Raw genomic sequence first — 20,266 nt, 5'->3', positions numbered from 1 at the left:
GAACTATGGAGGAAACCGGGGAAATAAATAAATCAGCAAATTCTGCGCCCAAAGGGGACCAAGTTAAAAGTCCTCTCCGTTATCCCGGCGGAAAATCCAAAGCCCTGAGACAAATTTTGCCCCATGTTCCTACTCAAATCAAAGAGTATCGGGAACCTTTTATCGGTGGAGGCTCTGTCTTTTTAGCCATCAAGCAAATTTTTGGTCAGCACATTAATAAGTATTGGATTAACGACTTAAATTTTGATTTATATTGTTTCTGGAAATACGCCCAGGAGGAAATTGAACGGCTAACTGATGCAGTCACAGTAATTAAACAACACCAAACCGACGGGAGAGAACTTTTTGCCAACTTAACAAAAGAAGGGTTAGAGTTGGACGAATTCCAGCGGGCAGTGCGTTTTTTTGTGCTGAATCGCATTACTTTTTCTGGCACGGTGGAATCTGGAGGCTATTCTCAACAGGCGTTTGAAAAACGTTTTACCGATTCTTCCATTGATAGATTAAAAACTCTGGGAACAATGTTAGCTAATACGACTGTTACCAATGGGGATTATCAACAATTAATTGAACAGCCAGGAGAGAACGTGTTTATTTTTCTTGATCCTCCCTATCTGAGCGCGACTAAATCGAAACTCTATGGTAAAAAGGGGGATTTACACACTTCTTTTGGTCATCAAAGATTTGCTGAAGTGATGGAAAATTGTTCTCATAAATGGCTGATTACCTATGATGATTCCGAGGAAATCAGAAAATTATTTAGTTTTGCCCAGATTATTGAATGGGATTTACAATATGGGATGAACAATTACAAACAAGACAAAGCTTCCAAAGGTAAAGAGTTAATGATCAAAAATTATTAAAATTAATCGAAAAAAAACATGAGTAATCCTGAAGGTTATAACGTTTGGTCAGATAAGCCCCGTTGGTGTCAGCCTTGGACAATTTTGCTCACTGGGTCAGTAATTATTGCCTCTAGTTGGTTGCTGTTCCACCGATGGTGGTTGTCCTTACCTGTGGCCGCTGCCATTGCCCTCTGGTGGTGGTACTTTCTCCTGGCCTATCCCCGTTTGGTGCGTCAGGCGATCGCCATGGAGCTAGATCATTCACCCAATTCCCAGGCAAAGTCCAATTAAGCTTTCTTATTTTTAACCCTGTTGGGTAAACATTAACCAAGCCACAAATAAAGCCGCTACCACCAACTGCACCGCCATCACCGGCAAACCATAGCGGAGAAAACGATGGAAAGAAATTGGTCGGCCGTGTTGTTCGGAAATGCCCGCCGCCACAATATTAGAAGAAGCTCCCACCAAAGTGCCATTGCCCCCCAGGGTAGCGCCAAACATCATGGCATAAAACAAAGGCAATACCTCCGCCGGCAATTGTCCATCAAAGTTTGCACCCAATATTTCTGGTCCGGCAAAGCCGATATTGACCACATATTGCTTGAGCAGGGGCACCATGGCCACTACTAGGGGAATATTGGGCACCACACTGGATAACAACCCCACTGTAAATACTAAAACAATCGCCCCAAAGGCGATATTTTGTCCCACCACCACTGCCAAAAGTTGGGCAAGGGACGCGGTCACTCCGGTTTTTTCTAAAGAGCCAATAATGACAAAGATAGACATAAAAAAGATGAGAGTGCTCCAATCCACGTCCCGTAAAATATTATGGACAGTGTCAATTTTGCTCTGGCTAGCGAGGAGTAATGCCAAACAAGCTCCCATCAAAGCTACTGAGGCCGGCGGAATAGGAACGGGCAGACTTTCTCCAATAACGAAAAAAATCAGCACTAAAGTGATAATAACCCCCCCCGCCATTAATACCTTCGGGTGGTTGATTTGAGGATGGGGTAAATCCTCTAAATGAGTGAAACGACTGCGCCAAATATGTCGGAACAAAAAAGGAGTAATAACCACAATGCTAACAATGGCTAAAACTCCCATGAAGCTGAGCTTAAATAAATAATCATTAAAACTAATATTAATGGCATCACCGACAATAAAGGTGGCGGGATCCCCCACCAATGTTAATAACCCAGCACTGTTAGCTACAAAGACCATCAGAATCAAGATAGGCACAAAATCTACACCAATTTCCTGGGCTAAGGGGGGAATTAAGGGCGCTAACAACATAACGGTGGTGGCATTGGGCAACACCGCACAGATGGGAGTCGTAATCGCAATTACCCCTAACATGAGAAGTTTGCCACTTCCCTTAGCCAGCAGCACCATTTGGGTGGCTAAATACTCAAAAATTTTAGTCGGCTCAAAGGATCTAACCAAGACCATTACGCCAAAAAATAATGCTAAGGTGGCATAACTCTGACTGATGTAATCAATGCCCTCCTTGAGGGTAATTACATGGGTAAAAACTAGGATTAATGCCCCTAAAAAAGCCGCTATGGTAAGGTGGATTTTCTCGGACATGATTAGGAGAATAACGCCGACAAAAACTCCTAGGGAGAATAAAGCAGGCAGATTAGCTACCATAAAACCTCCGGAAGATTAAAATTAAACTAAGCCGTGATTAAGTAAAAATTGCAAAAGAATTAGCCCAAAGGCAGTAGCCATGGTTTTTAGTCCACAAAAAACTAGGCCACGACATAACTAGGCTGTAACTGGCACAAAACGAGGAGTCAAAAACTTTTCCCCAGCCAGTGGCAAATATGAACAAAAATTAATGAAAAGATTCTTCCATCATCAATCTCAACTTTATTTAGAACAGGATGAAATAACAGTCGCGTCTGTAGCTGAGTTCCTGAATAAAGTCAAAACATCGTTAAACAATGATGATTTATTAGTCCTCCCTCAATGCCTACGGGGTTAGCTGACGGGCTAGAAATGAGAGTTTTTCCTTTCTAATTTACTTAGAAATAAGCCCCAGAATTGGTTCCCCCGCTTTCTGTTCCCTCCACGCCACCGTTCAGAAAATTCAGGGCGTATTGAAGAAATAAAAATTAGGCTGACTTGTTACTGTTATCTATTGACGTTTGATTCTAGCACAAGCGTCAATCATCTCCTTCCCCATGCTTCTTCGTTATGGCCAAACCAGTTAATTTGCCTGATTATTCTCCCTGTAGCTGTTGCCCACCAATCCATGCTTTCTCCCGTCGTCATTTTCTCCGGGGTTTGATGGCCAGTGGTTTACTAGCTGGTTTCCCTTCCATGGATAATTCCCCCGTCCTGAAAAATTTATTCCAAGCTCAGGCGTTAGTGCTTAGTTGTATTGATTTTCGTTTCCTTAATTATCAACGCTCTTTTTTAAACGAGCAAAATTTAGACCAGGCCTATGATTGGGTGGCTTTGGCTGGAGCTTCCCTGGCTTTGACTGGTTTTCCCCATCCTGCTGAAGCAGAGACCTTTTGGGATCAACTGGCCCTATCCAAGCAGTTACACAACATTAATAGGGTAATTATTTTTGATCACCAAGATTGTGGAGCCTATGCTAAAGTTCATGCCCAACCCTTTGGCGATCGCCAGGCGGAGGAAAATTTCCATGCTGGTTATTTACACCAAGCTGAGGCACAAATCCGGGAGCGCTACCCCGATTTAATCGTGGAATTGTATTTTGTTGACCTCACAGGGCAAGTTAAGGTCATTGCTTCCTTGGCTTAGAACGGGTTAGGCATAAAAATTCCCACAGTTCACCGGTAGGGTAACCATGGGAAAAATTAAGTCTTGAATAAAAAACTGAGGAATTTTAGACAATCCTAAGCAACAACCTAACCAAAAGAACCTGTTGGCAATGGTTTGATTATCTCCCGAAGTAACCCCAACCCTTGGGCTAGGGGAACTTTAAAACACTTTTTAAGAATGTTTGGGACCCAGGCCAATTTTAGGGGCATAAACGGCCCGATCGCCAAGTTCATCTTCAATGCGGAGTAAACGGTTATATTTAGCAACCCGCTCAGAACGACAAAGGGAACCGGTTTTAATTTGCCCTACCCTGGTGGCCACGGCCAAGTCGGCGATCGTGGTGTCCTCCGTTTCACCGGAGCGATGGGAAATAACAGAACGGTAACTATGGCGAGTAGCTAGGGAAATGGTCTCTAAAGTTTCGCTCAAAGTGCCGATTTGATTGAGTTTGATCAAAATGGCGTTGGCAACTCCCAAATCAATGGATTTTTGCAGACGCACCGGGTTGGTCACCATCAAGTCATCCCCCACCAACTGGGTTTTGGTGCCCAGGGAAGTGGTTAAACCCTTCCAACTTTCCCAATCGTCTTCGTGCAAACCGTCTTCAATGGAGACAATGGGATATTGACTCACTAGCTTGGCCTGATAGTCGATGAATTCCTGGGGAGAATGGGAACCACCGTCGTATTCATACTGACCATTTTTGAAAAATTCACTGGCGGCAATGTCCATGGCCAAGGCAATTTGACTACCGGGTTTGTAACCAGCTTGTTCAATCGCCTCGATGAGAATATCTAGGGCCTGTTGATTCGAGGTCAAATTGGGAGCATAACCCCCTTCGTCCCCCACCCCACCGGAGAGCAGTTTTCGTTCTTTCAACACTTTGCCCAACACAGCGAAAACTTCCGCCCCCCAGCGCAGAGCTTCTTTAAAGGTTTCTGCCCCCACCGGCATGATCATGAATTCCTGAAAATCGACGTTATTGTCGGCATGGGCCCCACCGTTAATCACGTTCATCATCGGTACCGGCAGTACGTTAGCCAGGGGGCCTCCCAGGTAGCGGTAGAGGGGAATGGCTAGCTCAGCGGCGGCGGCCTTAGCGGTGGCTAAAGAAACCCCCAAAATGGCATTGGCCCCCAATTCTTTTTTATTGTCCGTTCCATCCCGGTCAATCATGGCCTGATCCACCGCCATTTGATCGAAGGCATCCAGGCCTTCCACCACCGGGGCAATTTTTTCTGTCACGTTCCGTACTGCTTTTTCTACCCCTTTCCCGTCATAGCGTTTGGGGTCTCCGTCCCGCAATTCATGGGCTTCAAAACTGCCTGTGGAAGCACCACTGGGCACCTGGGCAATGCCGTGGGCCCCACTTTCCAGCCGGACTTCCGCTTCGATGGTGGGGCGACCCCTGGAGTCTAAAATTTCCCGGGCGGCGATTTCTTCAATGGTGGCGGGGACTTTACTTAACATCGGTGTGTAATGCTCCAAACACAGTTGACAGCCATAATTATAGGGGCATCCCCTTCCCCTCTCCGGTATTTCTGCCCTGGATACGGGGGGAAAGTTGTCGCTCTGTGACCTCCGTTGGCAAAAGTTACAGTCCTAACTCACTCATTTGGTCCAGGGCCTCCAGGTAACTACGGCGATCGCCACGGTTGAGATAGGCCTGGGCAGAAAACAACAAATCTTGACGGGAACTGTCTAGCTGTCCGGCTTGGAAGTGGGCCAAACCCCGGTTATAAATGGCGTTGATGTAGTCCGGCCTGAGGACCAGCACCCGGTTATAGTCGGCGATCGCCTGGGCGTATTGTCCCAGTTGGAAATAACTATTGGCCCGATTGTAATAAGCCTTATAGCGATTCGGGTCGTAGGTGATGGCCTGGGTAAAGTCCTGGATAGCTGTGTGGTGATCCTGCTGTTGGCTATAAAGATTGCCCCGGTTGATGTAGGGGGGAATGTAATAACGGTCTAGGGCAATACTGCGGCCATAGTCGGCGATCGCTTGGTCTACGTTACCTAGTCTCTCCCAAGCCAAACCACGGTTATAGTGGGTTTCCGGTGAGTCTGGGCTCAGGTTGAGTACAACGGAAAATAACTCCACTGCTTCGGCATAATTGCCTGCTTCCCCAGCTTTAACCCCCTGGGCAAAGATGGCCTCCGGTGCTATGGGCGATTCCAGCACCACCATCTCCCCAGTTACTCCAGGCCGCTCTAAGGCTAAATTCATTCCTAGGGCGACCATCAAGGCCAAAGGGACATTGACCAATAGGCTAGCCAAGGGCAACGGAAATTTTTTTTGACTTAAACTAAGGCAGAAGCAATTGCCTAAATTAACTTTCATTGGGTATAGGCAAGATCAGGCTAAAAAGTATTGCAACATACATAGCCGGTAAACAAAGGAAGAGAAAATGGATTGGGAACTGTGCCAAAGATATCAAAGATAGCAAAAGTGATCAAGCAAAGCTATGGAATTTACCTTTTTACTACCCCTGACTATCGGCTTAATAGTTGGTTATAAAGCGTGGGGTTCTCGCCATGATATTGCCCATCTGGCAGTAATTTTTGCCGTTGCGAATCTATTGGCAAGTTTACTCTTGGCTCCCTGGGAAATCAAAGTTATCTTGCTGATACTGGCGGCCATTGTAGTTGGGCCTTTATGGCAAAGCTTTGACAGTAAAAATAATCTTCCCAATACTCAAATTATCGACAGTAAGGATACAGAGCTTCATTACCGTGGCATTAGTTACGAATCGCCCAAATCAACAGTTCCCATCGAGAAAACTGAGAAAATAAGTAAATGTTATCGGGGAATCGACTATGAATCTTCTGGAACACATACGGCCCAGAATAACGAAGTAAAAGGAAAAGCAATCAAATACCGTGGCGTTGATATAGGAACTAAAACCCAAGACTAATAAGCTTTTTGGGCAATAGCTGAAATCTCTAAAGAAATCCATTGCCCCAGGCGATCGCCATTCAACCTGCTGAGACAATGGTTTATTCCTATGTAGAATAGTCCGAAGCTAATTAGAACTTAAACCTGAGCAGGAACGTCTTTAGCAATCAACTTATCCCAGCCTAATTCTCCTAATTGGGAGTTACGACGCAACGGACGGGTTGCTAATTCCAAAATATCCCGAGCATTGGTAAAACCGTGAATTTGGGCAAAGGTAAATTCCACCGACCATTTGGTGTTAATGCCCTGAGCTTCCAAGGGATTAGCGTGGGCCATGCCGGTAATGACTAAATCCGGTTGCAGAGCTTTAATCCGTTGAATCTGATTGTAGTTGTCTGGCTTTTCCACAATATTTGGCAAGGGAACTCCCATGTCAGAGCAGGTTTTTTCCAGCAAGGCCAACTCCGCCGCCTGGTAACGTTTATCCATATAGGGAATGCCAATTTCTGGGCAGGTCATGCCACAGCGAATGAGGAAACGAGCTAGGGAAACTTCCAGCAAATTATCCCCCATAAAAAACACAGATTTACCGCGAATTAACTGGATATAATCTTCTAAACTTGCCCAAATTTGAGCTTCCCGTTCCTCCAAACCCTGGGGTTCAATACCCAGTACAGAACAGATTTTTTCAATCCAAGCTCTGGTGCCATCGGGACCAATAGGAAATGGAGCGCCAATTAATTTACATTTACGGCGACGCATCAAAGTAGTTGCGGTACGACTCAGAAAAGGATTAACCCCGGCCACATAATAACCCTCATCAATCACCGGCAATTCCGTATAGCGTTTGGCGGGCAACCAACCAGATACTTTCACTCCCTGTTTCTTCAACTCTAACGTTAAATTTGTTACCACTGGATCGGGCAGAGAACCAAACAAAACTAGCGGTTGATGATCCACATATTCCGATTCAACTTTTTCCTGGTCAGCTTTACGACCAAAGGTCAATAATTTTTGAATGGCGTTGCGTTCTTCCTTATCTTCCCCTTGCACCTGGGCTGAAGTAGGGCATTTATGGGCCATGGAAGCCAGCACCGTATCTTCCCCTTGGGTGAAAGCATAATCTAAACCATTGGCTCGGGCAGTAACGATGGGGATGCCAATTTCCGCTTCCAACTGGGGAGCCAAACCTTCCAGGTCCATTTTGATAATTTCAGTGGTGCAGGTACCAATCCAGACGATCACACTGGGGTTACGATCGCGCTTAATTTGTAGGCAAAGTCGTTTCAGTTCTTCATAGTCTTTTAACTGGGCAGAAATGTCTCCTTCTTCTAACTCGGCCATGGCGTAACGAGGTTCGGCAAAAATCATTACCCCCATGGCATTTTGTAGGAAATAACCACAGGTTTTAGTACCAATAACGAGGAAAAAACTATCCTCAATTTTTTGATAAAGCCAAGATACGCAACTAATGGGACAAAAGGTATGGTAGTTGCCGGTTTCACAGTCAAAGTTAAGGGCAGAAGGGGCTTGTTGAGCAACAGTCATAGTTTAGGTTCTCCTAGGTATAGTTTTTATTTTGCCTTCCTAACCCCCCAATACTGGGGGGAGTAGAGTTTGTGTTGTCTGAGTAATTTTTTCTAAAACTTTTGGTAAATTATCAATAACTTGATCGTTGGTAAATCGTAAAACATAATGAACAAATTCTTTGAGTTTTTCAGATCGACATTGATCGTATTCCCGTTGGTTATCATGAATACTTCCATCCACCTCTATGATTAATTTTAATTGTGGACAATAAAAGTCAACAATGAAATTACCAATAGGATGCTGGCGACGAAATTTAAAGCCTAAAATTTGGCGATTTCGTAATTCCTCTCACAAAATATTCTCTGCCATCGTCATATTTTTTCTTAAAAGACGAGCCGCTTGCTCAATTTCTTTTGTAGTTCCACGAATTCTATGGGAATTCTTCATGGGAAATAAGTTAAACGTAGCCTCAAGAAATATGCGAGAGAAATCTAATTCTAAGTCCCCCAGTATTGGGGGATTTAGGGGGTTAGACCTAAACCATCATCAAATCCAATTCTTTGGTTTGGCTAGCAGGCTGGGTGGGATTGAGGTAGAAATCAGACAGCAAACTGAATAGATCCCGATCCTGGGCATCTTTGGGCACTACCCCTTCCGGTTGGGACAAAATTTGATCGGCAATGTTCAGATAATAATCACAAACATAGTTTAGGGAAGGGTCGGACTCGGCCATTTCAAACAAAGTTTTGCCTTTCACCCGGGAAACCCGAATATCTTCAATTAGGGGCAAAATTTCCAATACCGGCATGGGTACGGCTTCAATATATTTATCAATCAAGTCCCGTTTGGAAGTGCGATTGCCAATCAAACCAGCGAGGCGGAGGCTGTGGGTACGGGCTTTTTCCCGCACGGAAGCAGCGATGCGGTTGGCAGCAAACAAAGCATCAAAACCGTTGTCTGTAACAATCAAACAATAGTCGGCATAGTTTAACGGGGCGGCAAAACCACCACAAACTACGTCCCCTAACACGTCAAACAGAATCACGTCGTACTCGTCAAAGGCGTTGAGTTCCTTCAGCAATTTCACTGTTTCCCCCACCACATAACCGCCACAACCAGCTCCAGCAGGAGGTCCACCAGCTTCGACGCAATCCACCCCGGCATAACCTTTGTAAATTACATCCTCGGGCCAGATGTCTTCGTAGTGGAAATCCTTTTCCTGCAAGGTGTCGATGATGGTGGGGATGAGAAAGCCAGTCAGGGTAAAGGTGCTGTCATGTTTGGGATCACAACCAATTTGGAGAACTTTTTTGCCTCGTTTTGCCAATGCTGTGGAGATGTTGCAACTGGTGGTGGATTTACCAATGCCGCCTTTGCCGTATACCGCAAGTGTCAGTGTCAAGGGAGTTGCTCCTAAAAATGCTCTGGGGGAATGCTCAGGGTTGTGTGGTCTCCGCTGCGCTGATCGCATTATTAACGAGGTTTGGGGTCTTGGAGAAATAGTTTGGGGTATTAATCTGGCTTAAATCTTATTTTTAAAACTTAAATTCGTTTTAATTGCTTTTAAAACTGCTTCTAGTCTTTAAAACGCCTAAAAACAAATTTTGTGTTTTTATTTTTATTAAATTGAGACAAAAATAAAATAACTTGTCTGGGTATAGTTACTTATGGCGATCGCCAAAGATGGGATTAAGACAAAAATGAGAGTTGTACTAAAAAGAATTAGACTTTAAACTCTTACTGGCAGAGCTATGCAGAAATTAGTAGGCGAAAATAAGCAGTCAGTGAACTAACTAGATTTTGTCCGATTGCCGTGGTTACGACCAGAGTTGCAACTGAGAAAATGACCGATTGACCAGAAAAGACCAAGGAAAGATGAATAAATGTGAATTTTTGCCAAACAGCGGGAAATTAGCATAATTGCGCAATCAAACTTAACGAAGGCGGCGGGAAGAGGGAGTTGGTTGACGGCGGCGGCGGGGAATTGGGGAACCAAACTCATTACTAATATCCCGAAAAATATCTCGACGCACCACTGGATAATCCCCCACCCACAAATCCAGTTCCGGTAGATGGAGGTCGCTGAGTTTATCCACCCGTTCCAATTCGGCGTTTTTGGAGAATAACAACATCTCCGCCACCATGCCCGGCCGAATCGCTTTGTAAGTTTTTTGCACCGGAGCTTGGACCACCGCTGTAAATCCCTGGCGATCGCCAACTTCTAGGTTAATGCGTCGCTCAATATTTTCCACCACCACTAAGCGACCAAACTGATCCGCCTGCTGGGTTTCATTAATCACCTCTTCGGTAATAAAAATATCCAACACTTCCCCCCGCCAAAAACCCACATAGGGAAAACGACGGTACTGTCTATTGCGGACACTGGCCACATAAACGGGGCACCAAAGCCAATACATGCCACCGATAATGAAGCAAACCAATTCCACTCCTTGGGCTCCGTGGCCAAAAATTAGACCCACAATCCAAATGGAAACCACAATTAATAGGGAAATAAGTAATCTGGCCAAAAGGTTATAAACCTTACCCCAGGCATAGGAATACTGGGCACCAGTGGCAATAACAGGTACCACTTGGTCGAAGGTTTCTTGGGTAAGGGGAATGAGCATGGCAGGGGAAGCAATAGGCTATGGGCTGTATTATATCTAGCTTGGCTAAGTGATCCCCTCGATCCCCGCCATCTGAGGCAAAGTTTTCCCGGGCCATATTTTGATAAGATTGGCTACAAGTTAGCCGCTAACTTTGTACTATCCCGCATCAGGTGCGTAACTCCTATGGCTCTTGGCTATGTTGCCCTTGTCCTCCACGCCCATCTTCCCTTCGTTCGGCACCCAGAAAGCGATTACGTTTTGGAGGAGGAATGGTTATACGAAGCCATCACAGAAACTTATATTCCCCTCATCCATGTATTTGAAGGTTTGAAGCGGGATGGAGTAGATTTTAAAATTACCATGAGCATGACGCCGCCGTTGGTTTCCATGCTCCGGGATCCCCTATTGCAACAACGTTACGAAGCCCATTTATCTCTGTTGCAGGAATTATTAGCAAAGGAAATTGTTCGCAATGAACATAACGGCCATCTACAATATTTAGCTGATTTTTACGCCAAAGAATTTGCCGCCATTCGGGAAACTTGGGAACGTTACGACGGTGATTTAGTAACTGCTTTTAAACAATTTCAAGATAGTAATAATTTAGAAATTATTACCTGTGGTGCCACCCACGGATATTTTCCTTTGATGAAAATGTATCCTCAGGCGGTGTGGGCCCAAATTAAAGTGGCTTGTGAGCATTACGAAGAAAACTTCGGGCGATCGCCAAAGGGCATTTGGTTACCGGAGTGTGCTTATTACGAAGGGGTGGAAAGAATGCTGGCCGATGCGGGTCTGCGCTACTTCTTGGTAGATGGCCATGGCATTTTATACGCCCGTCCGAGACCAAAATTTGGCACTTATGCTCCCATTTTTACAGAAACTGGAGTAGCGGCCTTTGGCCGGGATCACGAATCTTCCCAACAGGTATGGTCTTCCCAGGTAGGCTATCCGGGGGATCCGGTTTATCGAGAGTTTTATAAAGATTTGGGCTGGGAAGCGGAGTATGAGTACATCAAGCCCTATATCATGCCCAACGGGCAACGGAAAAATATTGGCATCAAGTATCACAAAATCACCAGTCGAGATGGGGGGTTATCGGAAAAGGCTTGGTACGATCCTTACTGGGCTAAAGAAAAGGCTGCTGAACACGCCTCGAATTTCATGTATAACCGTCAACAACAGGTCGGTCATCTATCGGGCATTATGGGTCGGCCGCCGTTAGTAGTGTCCCCCTACGATGCGGAATTATTTGGGCATTGGTGGTACGAAGGCCCGTGGTTTATTGATTATTTATTCCGTAAATCTTGGTTTGATCAAGACACGTTTGAGATGACCCATCTGGCCGATTATCTGCGGGGAAATCCTCACCAACAGGTTTGTCGTCCTTCCCAGTCTAGTTGGGGCTATAAAGGTTTCCATGAATATTGGCTTAACGATACCAATGCTTGGATTTATCCCCATTTGCATAAAGCTGCTGAGCGCATGATTGAATTAAGCCATCGGGAAGCGGTGGATGAACTAGAAGAAAAAGCATTGAACCAGGCCGCCCGGGAATTGCTGTTGGCCCAATCCTCCGACTGGGCATTTATTATGCGGACAGGAACTATGGTGCCCTATGCGGTGCGTCGTACCCGTTCCCATCTGTTGCGCTTCGATAAACTGTTTGATGATATTCGAGCCAATAAAGTGGATGCGGGTTGGCTAGAAAAGGTTGAAGTTATGGACAATATTTTCCCCAAGATTGACTATCGAGTTTACCGTCCTCTGTAAAAATGTGGACTCCCTGGCATTATCTCGGTGGGAAATTGTGGCGGTTACTAGTTTTATTGGTTGCCCTATTGGTTGTTCTGACAACGGTTTTCCTTGGGCAGAATTCCTCAGCTTCTCCTAACAAAATTCGAGGAGTTTGGTTAACCAATGTGGACAGTAATGTTCTTTATGATCCAGTCCAATTAAAAACGGCGATCGCCGATCTGAAGAGTACTAATTTCAATACCCTTTATCCGACGGTGTGGAATGATGGCCATACCCTTTATCCCAGTGCGGTGGCCCAACAATGGTTAGGAAAAAAGCAAGATGAAAAATTAGGAGATCGGGATATGTTAGGGGAGGTAATTAACTTAGCTAAAGAAAAATCTTTGCGGGTTATCCCCTGGTTTGAATTTGGTTTTATGGCCCCGGCAGAGAGTGATTGGGTTAAAGCCCATCCCCATTGGTTAACTACTAATTCCCAAGGAGAAACTATTTGGTTGGAAGGGGGCACTATACCGAGGGTCTGGTTAAATCCGCTCCATCCCGAAGTGCAACAATTAATTACTGCTCTTTTAGTGGATTTAGTCCGTCGCTACGATGTGGATGGTATTCAATTAGATGATCATTTTGGCTATCCCTACAGCTTTGGCTATGATCCCATTACCGTTGCACTTTATCGCCAAGAAACTGGACAGGAACCGCTCCCAGTCCCTGAGTTAGATCTCAACCAAAACTGCGTTAGCTCCGACCCTATTTGGCAACAATGGACCGATTGGCGATCGGCTAAAATTAGTCGTTATGTGCAAAGTTTAGTGCCTATTTTAAAGGCGGTAAAACCAAATTTAACCATTTCCATTTCCCCCAATCCCCAAACTTTTTCCAAGAATTGTTTTTTGCTAGATTGGCAAACCTGGCATGAAGCAAAGGTAATAAATGAGCTAGTTCTACAAGTTTATCGGGAAAAACAAGCCGCTTTTACCGGGGAATTACAACAATCCTCAGTGCAACAAACTAAGCAGGAAATTCCTGTCGTAGTGGGCATTTTGAGCGGGCTAAAAAATCGTTCTATTCCCTCAGCAAGAATTAAGCAACAGGCTCAATGGGTTGACGATCAAAATTTTGCCGGCACCGCCTTCTTTTTCTATGAAAGTTTGTGGAATTTGGAAGCAGAAACTAGCCCCAATCCCTTCGGTTTAAAGCAACAGTGGCAAAGATTATATCGACAGCTTAACGCCGACAAATTTTAAAAGATCGCCGTTTCCATTTCCCGGTCAAAATAGTAAAAACGTTGGGTATCAACCACAAATTTAACTGAGTCTTTCTGCTTAATATTTACCCTGGGGTCAATGCGGGCCACAAATTCTGTACCGGCAGGAGTTTGGGCATAAACAATTAATTCATTGCCCATCATTTCCACTAGGTTAACTGTGGCTGGCAACTCCATGGGTTCAATTTCCAAGGGCAAATATTGGGGATGGTAAATATTTTCAGGGCGAATACCGAGGGTTAGGGGGCGATCGCCGTTTTTGGCTACACTGTCTGGCATTGGTAAAACAACACCGTCCAAACTCAGCTTTTCTTTTCCTTCCTGACTTAATCTTTCCACCTGAAAAAAGTTCATGGCGGGACTGCCAATGAAACCAGCCACAAATAGGTTAGCGGGCTGATTGTACAAATTAGCTGGACTGTCCACCTGTTGCAAAATGCCATCCTTCATCACAGCAATGCGATCGCCCATGGTCATAGCTTCCACCTGGTCATGGGTAACGTAAATGAAAGTAGTGGCCAGGTCGCTATGGAGTTTACTGATTTCTTTGCGGGCTTGCACCCGGAGCATGGCATCCAGATTAGAAAGGGGTTCATCCATCAAAAACACAGAGGGTTTACGGACAATGGCTCTCCCCACTGCCACCCGTTGCCGCTGTCCCCCCGACAATTCCTTGGGTTTACGATGCAGTAATTTTTCGATGCCCAACAATTCAGCGGCGCTACAGACCCTTTGCCTAATTTCTTCTTTGGGTTTGCCCTGTAAGTCGAGGCTAAAGGCCATATTTTCATAAACACTCATGTGGGGATAGAGGGCATAGGACTGGAATACCATGGCAATGTCCCGGTCTTTGGGAGATAGTTCATTCACCCGGCGATCGCCAATGCAGATTTGTCCTTGACTAACGGTTTCCAGCCCGGCTAAAAGTCGTAGGGAGGTAGTTTTGCCGCAACCAGACGGCCCCACAAAAACTAAAAACTCCCCGTCCTCAATTTCCAAATTCAAGTTATTAACGGCAACATAATCATCAAACTGTTTAGTTACCTGTTCAAAACTGACACTGGCCATAGGCAAAAATTACGATACAACAAAAAATTAAAATCAAACGGTTAAAACTAACCGGTGTAACCCCGTTCATACTACCCGGAGATTAGGTACTTAATGGGTACTTAATTCGACCACGGAGAATGGCTTCACCACCATAACTACTGGGAAAAATGGACTCTTCGGCGCTGGGCCGCCTGCTTAAACGCCGCTACATATTGGTCATGGCCACCAGGAAAAGCCACATTGATCTTCAATGGCTCTTCCCTGTCCCGCATATCCCCAGGGCCAGCCACCACTTGGGTTTGCCCCGCCACGGTTTCTAGTTGTAGAGGTTGGCGATTTTTCACCTCCCCCTGGGAACTGTCCACATACACCACTAAGTTACCGTGATTTCCCCAATCCCCCAAATCTTGGATTAATTGCAAAAATTGGCGATCGCTCCCGCCACGTCGAATTTCCCCGGTAGCTTCATCCACCTGACTGGTGACCGTATCCCCAACTCCAATGATCAGCGGCATCAAGGCCGGATCAAATTGCGCTTTCACCAAATGCAACAAGTCCTGGTGGGATGGGGGCGCTTGGCGAGCACTAAAACTTTCTCCCAGAGGATATTGCCCTGTCCGATTGTGATAGTAACGATTTAGCAAAGCCAAAACCCCGGCTTCTTTGACCCCACCCCGCAACATAAATTGAAAATCGGTGGTGCCGGAATCCCCAGCTTTGGCCCAACGAATAATTTCCTTACCTCGTTCATCCCTACCTAAATTGGGAGCATAGTGGACAAAAAAACTATTCCCCAAACCCTGGGCAACGGCTTCCGCCATCAACTGATCCAATAATTGAGCCATGGTTTCCTGCAAATCTCGGTAAATTTGCGGAAAGTCTTGTAACAGATTGGCCAAGGTATTTAAATTGGCGGTGGGGGAAGCCACATTATCTAAAACCGAAGCTTCAATGCCCGTTTGTAATTGCTCTGGGGATAGGGAATGGGGGCGATCGCCAAAAAAGGTTTTTAAACAATTAGTGATTTTTTCGGGCACCGCCGCTAAAAACTCCAGCTCCGTTTGCCCCACTCCAGGATGACTTACTTTGCCATGGCGATCCTGCCACTGCACTCCCCCGGCCGCCAAACCGGGCAAATATAGGCCTTCCTGTTGCACAAAGGAAGCATCCCCAAAGGATTGTTCCACAATGCCCTGTACTCCTCTTTTTCCCACGTGCTCCCCATTGGTCAACACGTAAAAATGTTCAGCAAACAGGGTGGTGGCCCGGACATAATCGGCATCCAGGCGGCGACTGAGGGGATCTTGCACTAATTCCATGCAGACCCCATCCAAGTCTTGGACAATGAGTAAATTTTCAGTTTGGGCTAAGGTTTGACAAAAAGCTCCATGGTCGAGGGAGAAACGTTGTTGGTGTAATACCATTATTAATCTGCTTAATTTTTCGCATCTTGACTGAACTGTCAGCGCCGTAGGGGCAAAATAGGAACATCCGTGCCCCGGCTTAACAACTCGGTGAAATCTGCCACTGGCAGAGGACGACTAAAAAGATAGCCTTGTAACTCGTCACACCCCATGTGGGCAATGGTATCGTATTCTGCCCAGGTTTCCACCCCTTCAGCCGTTACTCGCAACTCTAGTTCGTGGGCTAGGTTGATAATTGAGGCGGTGATAGTTTTATTCTTGGCGTTTTTGTCAATGTGACGCACAAAGCTTTGATCTATTTTCAGCACATCAAAGGGGAACTGCTGCAGATAACTTAGGGAAGAGTAACCAGTGCCAAAGTCGTCGATCGCCACACTGAAACCCTCAGCCCGGAGTTCATTCAACTGCTTAATGGAATCCTGGACATTTTTCACCAACAAAGTTTCGGTTAATTCCACTTCCAATTGTTGGGGACTGACATCATACTTATGGGTGCCGAGCCGCAAAATGCAAATTAGGTCTTCTCCATGGAATTGTCGGGCAGAAATGTTGATTGCCACTTGTATCGGGTCCAGCCCTTGGTACTGCCATTGCTGACATTGACGTAAAACTGTTTCAATTACCCATTCCCCCACCACGCTGATAAAGCCAGTTTTTTCGGCGATCGGGATGAAAAGTCCCGGCGAAACAAAACCTTTACGGGGATGGTGCCAACGGATCAAGGCTTCACAGCCGGCCAAACAATGGTTGTGGATAGATACTTTGGGTTGGTAGAAGAGAAAAACTTGCCCAGTGTTTAAACCCACTTCTAAATCCCGCCAAATTTCCGCTTCATCCGGGGTGAGGGTCGGTGTACCGATGGTACCAGAACGGCGTGGCCTCTCGGTCAAGGAACTAGATATACTCCCCTGATAAAAGGCTGACAACTTGGCTTGTTTTTGCAGACGGCTATTAACCGCATTCAGTAAATCTTCTTGTTTAAAAGGCTTAATTAAGTAATCATCCGCGCCGGAATTCATGCCCTTACGAAAATCCTGCATAGTACCCAGAGCTGTCAGAAAAATGAAGGGAATAGCCGCGGTTTTGGCGTTCTTTTGCAGGGCTGTAATCAAGCCATGGCCATCCATTTCCGGCATCATCACATCACAGATGATCAAGTCGGGCATCACCTCCAAGGAGTTGAGCAGCCCCAGGGCCACCGCCCCATTTTCTGCTTCTAGAATCTTATAATTTTCCAGACTCAGGGTTTCGCCAATTAACTCCCGAATAATGGCTTCATCCTCGACAACTAAAATAGTACTCATAGGGATTAATCAAATCTTTGTCGCGGGCCAGAGGGAGTTTTCAGACAAGCTCTGAGTGACATCCTAGCCTAATTTCCCAGACTTTAAGACCAAATTGACTGGATTTTTCTCCATTATTGTTCCTAGGTTCAGGTTGTCAGGTCAGGCTAAGATGGTGATAGTCGCTACGACCACCACCCCATTCTCCATTCATTTTCCCTCGGCGATCGCCCTGTCTAGACTTCCACCATGAGCGCAAGAACCTTATTTGACAAAGTTTGGGATCTCCACACCATCAGTGTTTTGCCATCGGGTCAAACCCAACTCTTCATCGGGTTGCACCTGATCCACGAAGTCACCAGTCCCCAGGCCTTTGCCATGCTGAAAGAGCGGGGGTTGCGGGTTATGTATCCAGAAAGAACGGTGGCTACGGTGGACCACATTGTGCCGACGGAAAATCAGCAACGGCCTTTCCAGGATTCCTTAGCTGAAGAAATGATGCAAGCGTTGGAGGTTAATACCAAAGCCCATAATATTCGCTTCCATCCCATTGGCTCCGGCAATCAAGGCATTGTCCATGTCATTGCCCCGGAACAGGGCCTAACCCAACCAGGTATGACCATTGCCTGTGGCGATTCTCACACTTCTACCCACGGGGCCTTCGGGGCGATCGCCTTTGGCATTGGCACTTCCCAAGTGCGGGACGTGTTGGCAGCCCAGAGTTTGAGCTTAAATAAGTTAAAAGTAAGAAAAATTGAGGTTAACGGTGATTTAGCCCCTGGGGTCTACGCCAAGGACGTGATTCTCCACATTATCCGCAAATTGGGCGTTAAGGGCGGGGTGGGCTATGCCTATGAGTATGCCGGATCAACCTTTGTCGCCATGAATATGGAAGAACGCATGACCGTTTGTAATATGTCCATTGAGGGGGGAGCTCGCTGCGGCTATATCAACCCAGATGAAGTAACTTTTGCATACCTCAAAGGGCGGGAGTTTGCTCCCCAAGGGGAAGATTGGGACAAGGCAGTGCAATGGTGGCGCAGTATTGCCAGTGAACCCGATGCGGTGTACGACGATGTGGTTTCCTTCCGGGCAGAGGACATTGAACCCACCGTTACCTGGGGCATTACCCCCGGCCAAGGCATTGGCATCAGTGAGCCGGTTCCTACCCTTGACAGCCTCAACCCCGATGATCAGGCGATCGCCAGCGAAGCCTACAAATATATGCAATTCCAGCCGGGACAACCGCTGAAAGGCACCAAGGTCGATGTTTGTTTCATTGGTAGTTGCACCAATGGTCGTTTGAGCGACCTGGAGGAAGCCGCTAAGGTAGCCAAGGGTCACCAGGTAGCGGCCGGGGTAAAAGCTTTTGTGGTGCCCGGTTCCGAACAAGTCAAGCAACAGGCCGAAGCAGCAGGGCTAGATCAAATTTTCCAAGCGGCGGGTTTTGAATGGCGAGAAGCAGGCTGTTCCATGTGTTTGGCCATGAACCCCGACAAACTCCAGGGTGATCAACTGAGTGCTTCCTCTTCCAACCGTAACTTTAAGGGTCGTCAGGGTTCTGCCTCTGGCCGTACTTTGTTAATGAGTCCAGCGATGGTCGCGGCGGCGGCCATTACGGGGCAAGTAGCTGATGTGCGGGAAGTACTAGGCTAATTTGATTGCTTATTACATTCATCTTCATCCGACCAAACAATCACCATCGAGGGGGGGCTGCTTTGTCATAGGCTAGCATAGCTGATTAGCATAACTATGAGACATTAGACTATGCAGTGATCTTGAATAAATTTATCTATACTAGTATCAGGAGTTGCCTGCATTCTCGCTCTATTTAATGCACTAAAATCATGCTCTATATCATTCAAGTCTGGAGAATAAGTTGGCAAAAATAACATAATGTGTCCTGCGGACTCCACTATTTCTCTAATCTTATTTTTTCGATGAATGGGGGGGGGGTTATCCATAATCAAGATTGATTTCATTGTTAATGTTGGTATTAAAAAGAATTTAAGCCATCCTTCAAAACCTGTTGTATTTAAGCTTCCGGTGAATAACATCGGCGCTATCAAGTCTTTTTGCATTTTTCTTTTTCTCGCTACAAGATTTTCTTTTTTCCCTCTTTTCCCCTGCTTTTCTCCATATACTCTTTCTCCCTTTTTAGACCATCCATAAAGTGAGGATGCAAATTTCTCAAAACCAGCTTCGTCTATGAATACTAGACTTTCAATACCGTATATTAAAACTAACTGCCTCAAGATTTTTTGATATTCTGCTCGCTTTTGGGCATCCCTCTCTTGATAAAGTAACTGTTTTTTTTCTAGTAATCTTCATTTTTTTGAATTGATAACTGAGTGAAGCAGAAGTCACACCAAATTTTTTAGCTCTTTCTTTTAGAAGCATATCAGGATTATTTTTCACATCCTCTTCTAATTCTTTTCTGTTTATCTTACGCTGACGGTTCTCCACTTTCGTTGCCGCAAGCTCTTCTCTGCCCAACCAGCGATAAACTGTTGCTCTGCCCACCCTAAATGTTTTCGAAGCCTTTGTGATTCCACCACCACTCTCGATGAAAACTATAACCTTAATGCGTAAATCAAGATCGTAAGCCATGACTGATTTCGTTTGGCTGATTAAATCGCTATCGGCGATTAAGCAAGGATTACGAACTTTATACCGAAATAAGTGAAGCAATAATTTATGGTGCCCTCATCCGTATAATGCTTTCTCGTATTACCTCTTAATTTTTACTTTAGAAACTAGCTCTCAGAAAGGGGCGTGAACGAGTGAACGGATTCTTGCATGAGTAAC

General features: G+C 45.7%; 17 protein-coding genes, 2 pseudogenes and 1 riboswitch. Of the genes and pseudogenes, 8 read left to right on the top strand and 11 right to left on the bottom strand.

Features of this window, described 5'->3' with window-relative positions; all coding sequences use genetic code 11:
* Positions 1-5: 5 nt before the first annotated feature.
* Both SYNPCCP_RS15860 and SYNPCCP_RS15855 read left to right on the top strand, forming a co-directional pair.
* Complete coding sequence (locus SYNPCCP_RS15860; RefSeq protein ID WP_010874234.1) at positions 6-863, top strand: DNA adenine methylase; 858 nt, start codon at positions 6-8, stop codon at positions 861-863.
* 18 nt (positions 864-881) lie between these two features.
* The gene (locus SYNPCCP_RS15855) at positions 882-1,136 is read left to right on the top strand and encodes a DUF6737 family protein (RefSeq protein WP_010874233.1); all 255 of its coding nucleotides are present in this window, start codon (positions 882-884) and stop codon (positions 1,134-1,136) included.
* 12 nt (positions 1,137-1,148) lie between these two features.
* Here SYNPCCP_RS15855 and SYNPCCP_RS15850 read toward each other — a convergent pair whose 3' ends face one another.
* On the bottom strand, positions 1,149-2,498 hold the full coding sequence (locus SYNPCCP_RS15850; RefSeq protein WP_010874232.1) for an ArsB/NhaD family transporter: 1,350 nt from the start codon (positions 2,496-2,498) through the stop codon (positions 1,149-1,151).
* A 308-nt stretch (positions 2,499-2,806) separates the two neighbouring features.
* Positions 2,807-2,956, bottom strand: a riboswitch (cyclic di-AMP (ydaO/yuaA leader).
* A gap of 91 nt (positions 2,957-3,047) precedes the next feature.
* Here SYNPCCP_RS15850 and SYNPCCP_RS15845 point away from each other — a divergent pair.
* The gene (locus SYNPCCP_RS15845) at positions 3,048-3,623 is read left to right on the top strand and encodes a carbonic anhydrase (RefSeq protein WP_010874231.1); all 576 of its coding nucleotides are present in this window, start codon (positions 3,048-3,050) and stop codon (positions 3,621-3,623) included.
* Positions 3,624-3,815: 192 nt separating this feature from the next.
* Here the strand turns inward: SYNPCCP_RS15845 and eno are convergent, their stop codons facing one another.
* On the bottom strand, positions 3,816-5,114 hold the full coding sequence (eno, locus tag SYNPCCP_RS15840) for a phosphopyruvate hydratase (protein ID WP_010874230.1): 1,299 nt from the start codon (positions 5,112-5,114) through the stop codon (positions 3,816-3,818).
* 124 nt (positions 5,115-5,238) lie between these two features.
* Complete coding sequence (locus SYNPCCP_RS15835) at positions 5,239-5,985, bottom strand: tetratricopeptide repeat protein (RefSeq protein WP_010874229.1); 747 nt, start codon at positions 5,983-5,985, stop codon at positions 5,239-5,241.
* Positions 5,986-6,109: 124 nt separating this feature from the next.
* On the opposite strand from SYNPCCP_RS15835, the gene SYNPCCP_RS15830 reads away from it, so the two are divergent.
* Positions 6,110-6,559 (top strand): DUF4278 domain-containing protein, encoded by a 450-nt coding sequence (locus SYNPCCP_RS15830; protein ID WP_010874228.1) that lies wholly within the window; start codon positions 6,110-6,112, stop codon positions 6,557-6,559.
* Positions 6,560-6,678: 119 nt separating this feature from the next.
* On the opposite strand, the gene bchN is transcribed toward SYNPCCP_RS15830, so the two are convergent.
* The 4 genes from bchN to SYNPCCP_RS15810 all read right to left on the bottom strand — a co-directional run bounded on the left by bchN (position 6,679) and on the right by SYNPCCP_RS15810 (position 10,697).
* Positions 6,679-8,088, bottom strand: coding sequence for a ferredoxin:protochlorophyllide reductase (ATP-dependent) subunit N (gene bchN, locus SYNPCCP_RS15825; protein ID WP_010874227.1), 1,410 nt, complete (start codon positions 8,086-8,088; stop codon positions 6,679-6,681).
* Positions 8,089-8,127: 39 nt separating this feature from the next.
* On the bottom strand, positions 8,128-8,364 hold the full coding sequence (locus SYNPCCP_RS17740; protein ID WP_285891545.1) for an endonuclease domain-containing protein: 237 nt from the start codon (positions 8,362-8,364) through the stop codon (positions 8,128-8,130).
* Between the two features lie 241 nt (positions 8,365-8,605).
* Positions 8,606-9,466, bottom strand: a complete 861-nt coding sequence (gene bchL / locus SYNPCCP_RS15815) for a ferredoxin:protochlorophyllide reductase (ATP-dependent) iron-sulfur ATP-binding protein (protein ID WP_041426077.1) — start codon at positions 9,464-9,466, stop codon at positions 8,606-8,608.
* 538 nt (positions 9,467-10,004) lie between these two features.
* Positions 10,005-10,697, bottom strand: coding sequence for a hypothetical protein (locus tag SYNPCCP_RS15810; protein ID WP_010874225.1), 693 nt, complete (start codon positions 10,695-10,697; stop codon positions 10,005-10,007).
* A gap of 165 nt (positions 10,698-10,862) precedes the next feature.
* Between SYNPCCP_RS15810 and SYNPCCP_RS15805 the strand changes: the two genes are divergently transcribed.
* Positions 10,863-12,452 carry a glycoside hydrolase family 57 protein gene (locus SYNPCCP_RS15805; RefSeq protein WP_010874224.1) on the top strand — a complete coding sequence of 530 codons (1,590 nt, stop codon included), beginning with the start codon at positions 10,863-10,865 and terminating at the stop codon, positions 12,450-12,452.
* Between the two features lie 2 nt (positions 12,453-12,454).
* Complete coding sequence (locus SYNPCCP_RS15800; RefSeq protein ID WP_010874223.1) at positions 12,455-13,681, top strand: family 10 glycosylhydrolase; 1,227 nt, start codon at positions 12,455-12,457, stop codon at positions 13,679-13,681.
* On the opposite strand, the gene SYNPCCP_RS15795 is transcribed toward SYNPCCP_RS15800, so the two are convergent.
* From SYNPCCP_RS15795 to SYNPCCP_RS15785, 3 genes are all read right to left on the bottom strand, one after another.
* The gene (locus SYNPCCP_RS15795; RefSeq protein WP_010874222.1) at positions 13,678-14,769 is read right to left on the bottom strand and encodes an ABC transporter ATP-binding protein; all 1,092 of its coding nucleotides are present in this window, start codon (positions 14,767-14,769) and stop codon (positions 13,678-13,680) included. The two genes, SYNPCCP_RS15800 and SYNPCCP_RS15795, sit on opposite strands and share 4 nt — an antisense overlap.
* Before the next feature lie 137 nt (positions 14,770-14,906).
* Positions 14,907-16,175 (bottom strand): glucosylglycerol 3-phosphatase, encoded by a 1,269-nt coding sequence (gene stpA, locus SYNPCCP_RS15790; protein WP_010874221.1) that lies wholly within the window; start codon positions 16,173-16,175, stop codon positions 14,907-14,909.
* Between the two features lie 38 nt (positions 16,176-16,213).
* Positions 16,214-17,479 carry an EAL domain-containing protein gene (locus SYNPCCP_RS15785; protein WP_010874220.1) on the bottom strand — a complete coding sequence of 422 codons (1,266 nt, stop codon included), beginning with the start codon at positions 17,477-17,479 and terminating at the stop codon, positions 16,214-16,216.
* A 228-nt stretch (positions 17,480-17,707) separates the two neighbouring features.
* Between SYNPCCP_RS15785 and leuC the strand changes: the two genes are divergently transcribed.
* Positions 17,708-19,114, top strand: coding sequence for a 3-isopropylmalate dehydratase large subunit (gene leuC / locus SYNPCCP_RS15780; protein WP_010874219.1), 1,407 nt, complete (start codon positions 17,708-17,710; stop codon positions 19,112-19,114).
* A 104-nt stretch (positions 19,115-19,218) separates the two neighbouring features.
* Here leuC and SYNPCCP_RS17090 read toward each other — a convergent pair.
* Positions 19,219-20,068: pseudogene (locus tag SYNPCCP_RS17090) on the bottom strand (IS630 family transposase).
* A gap of 23 nt (positions 20,069-20,091) precedes the next feature.
* On the opposite strand from SYNPCCP_RS17090, the pseudogene SYNPCCP_RS17735 reads away from it, so the two are divergent.
* Positions 20,092-20,199, top strand: a pseudogene (locus SYNPCCP_RS17735) (IS5/IS1182 family transposase); the annotation flags it as partial.
* Between the last annotated feature and the right edge of the window lie 67 nt (positions 20,200-20,266).

It is taken from the genome of Synechocystis sp. PCC 6803 substr. PCC-P (assembly GCF_000284455.1).
Classification (GTDB): domain Bacteria; phylum Cyanobacteriota; class Cyanobacteriia; order Cyanobacteriales; family Microcystaceae; genus Synechocystis.
This window is presented reverse-complemented; position numbering and strand designations above follow the sequence as displayed.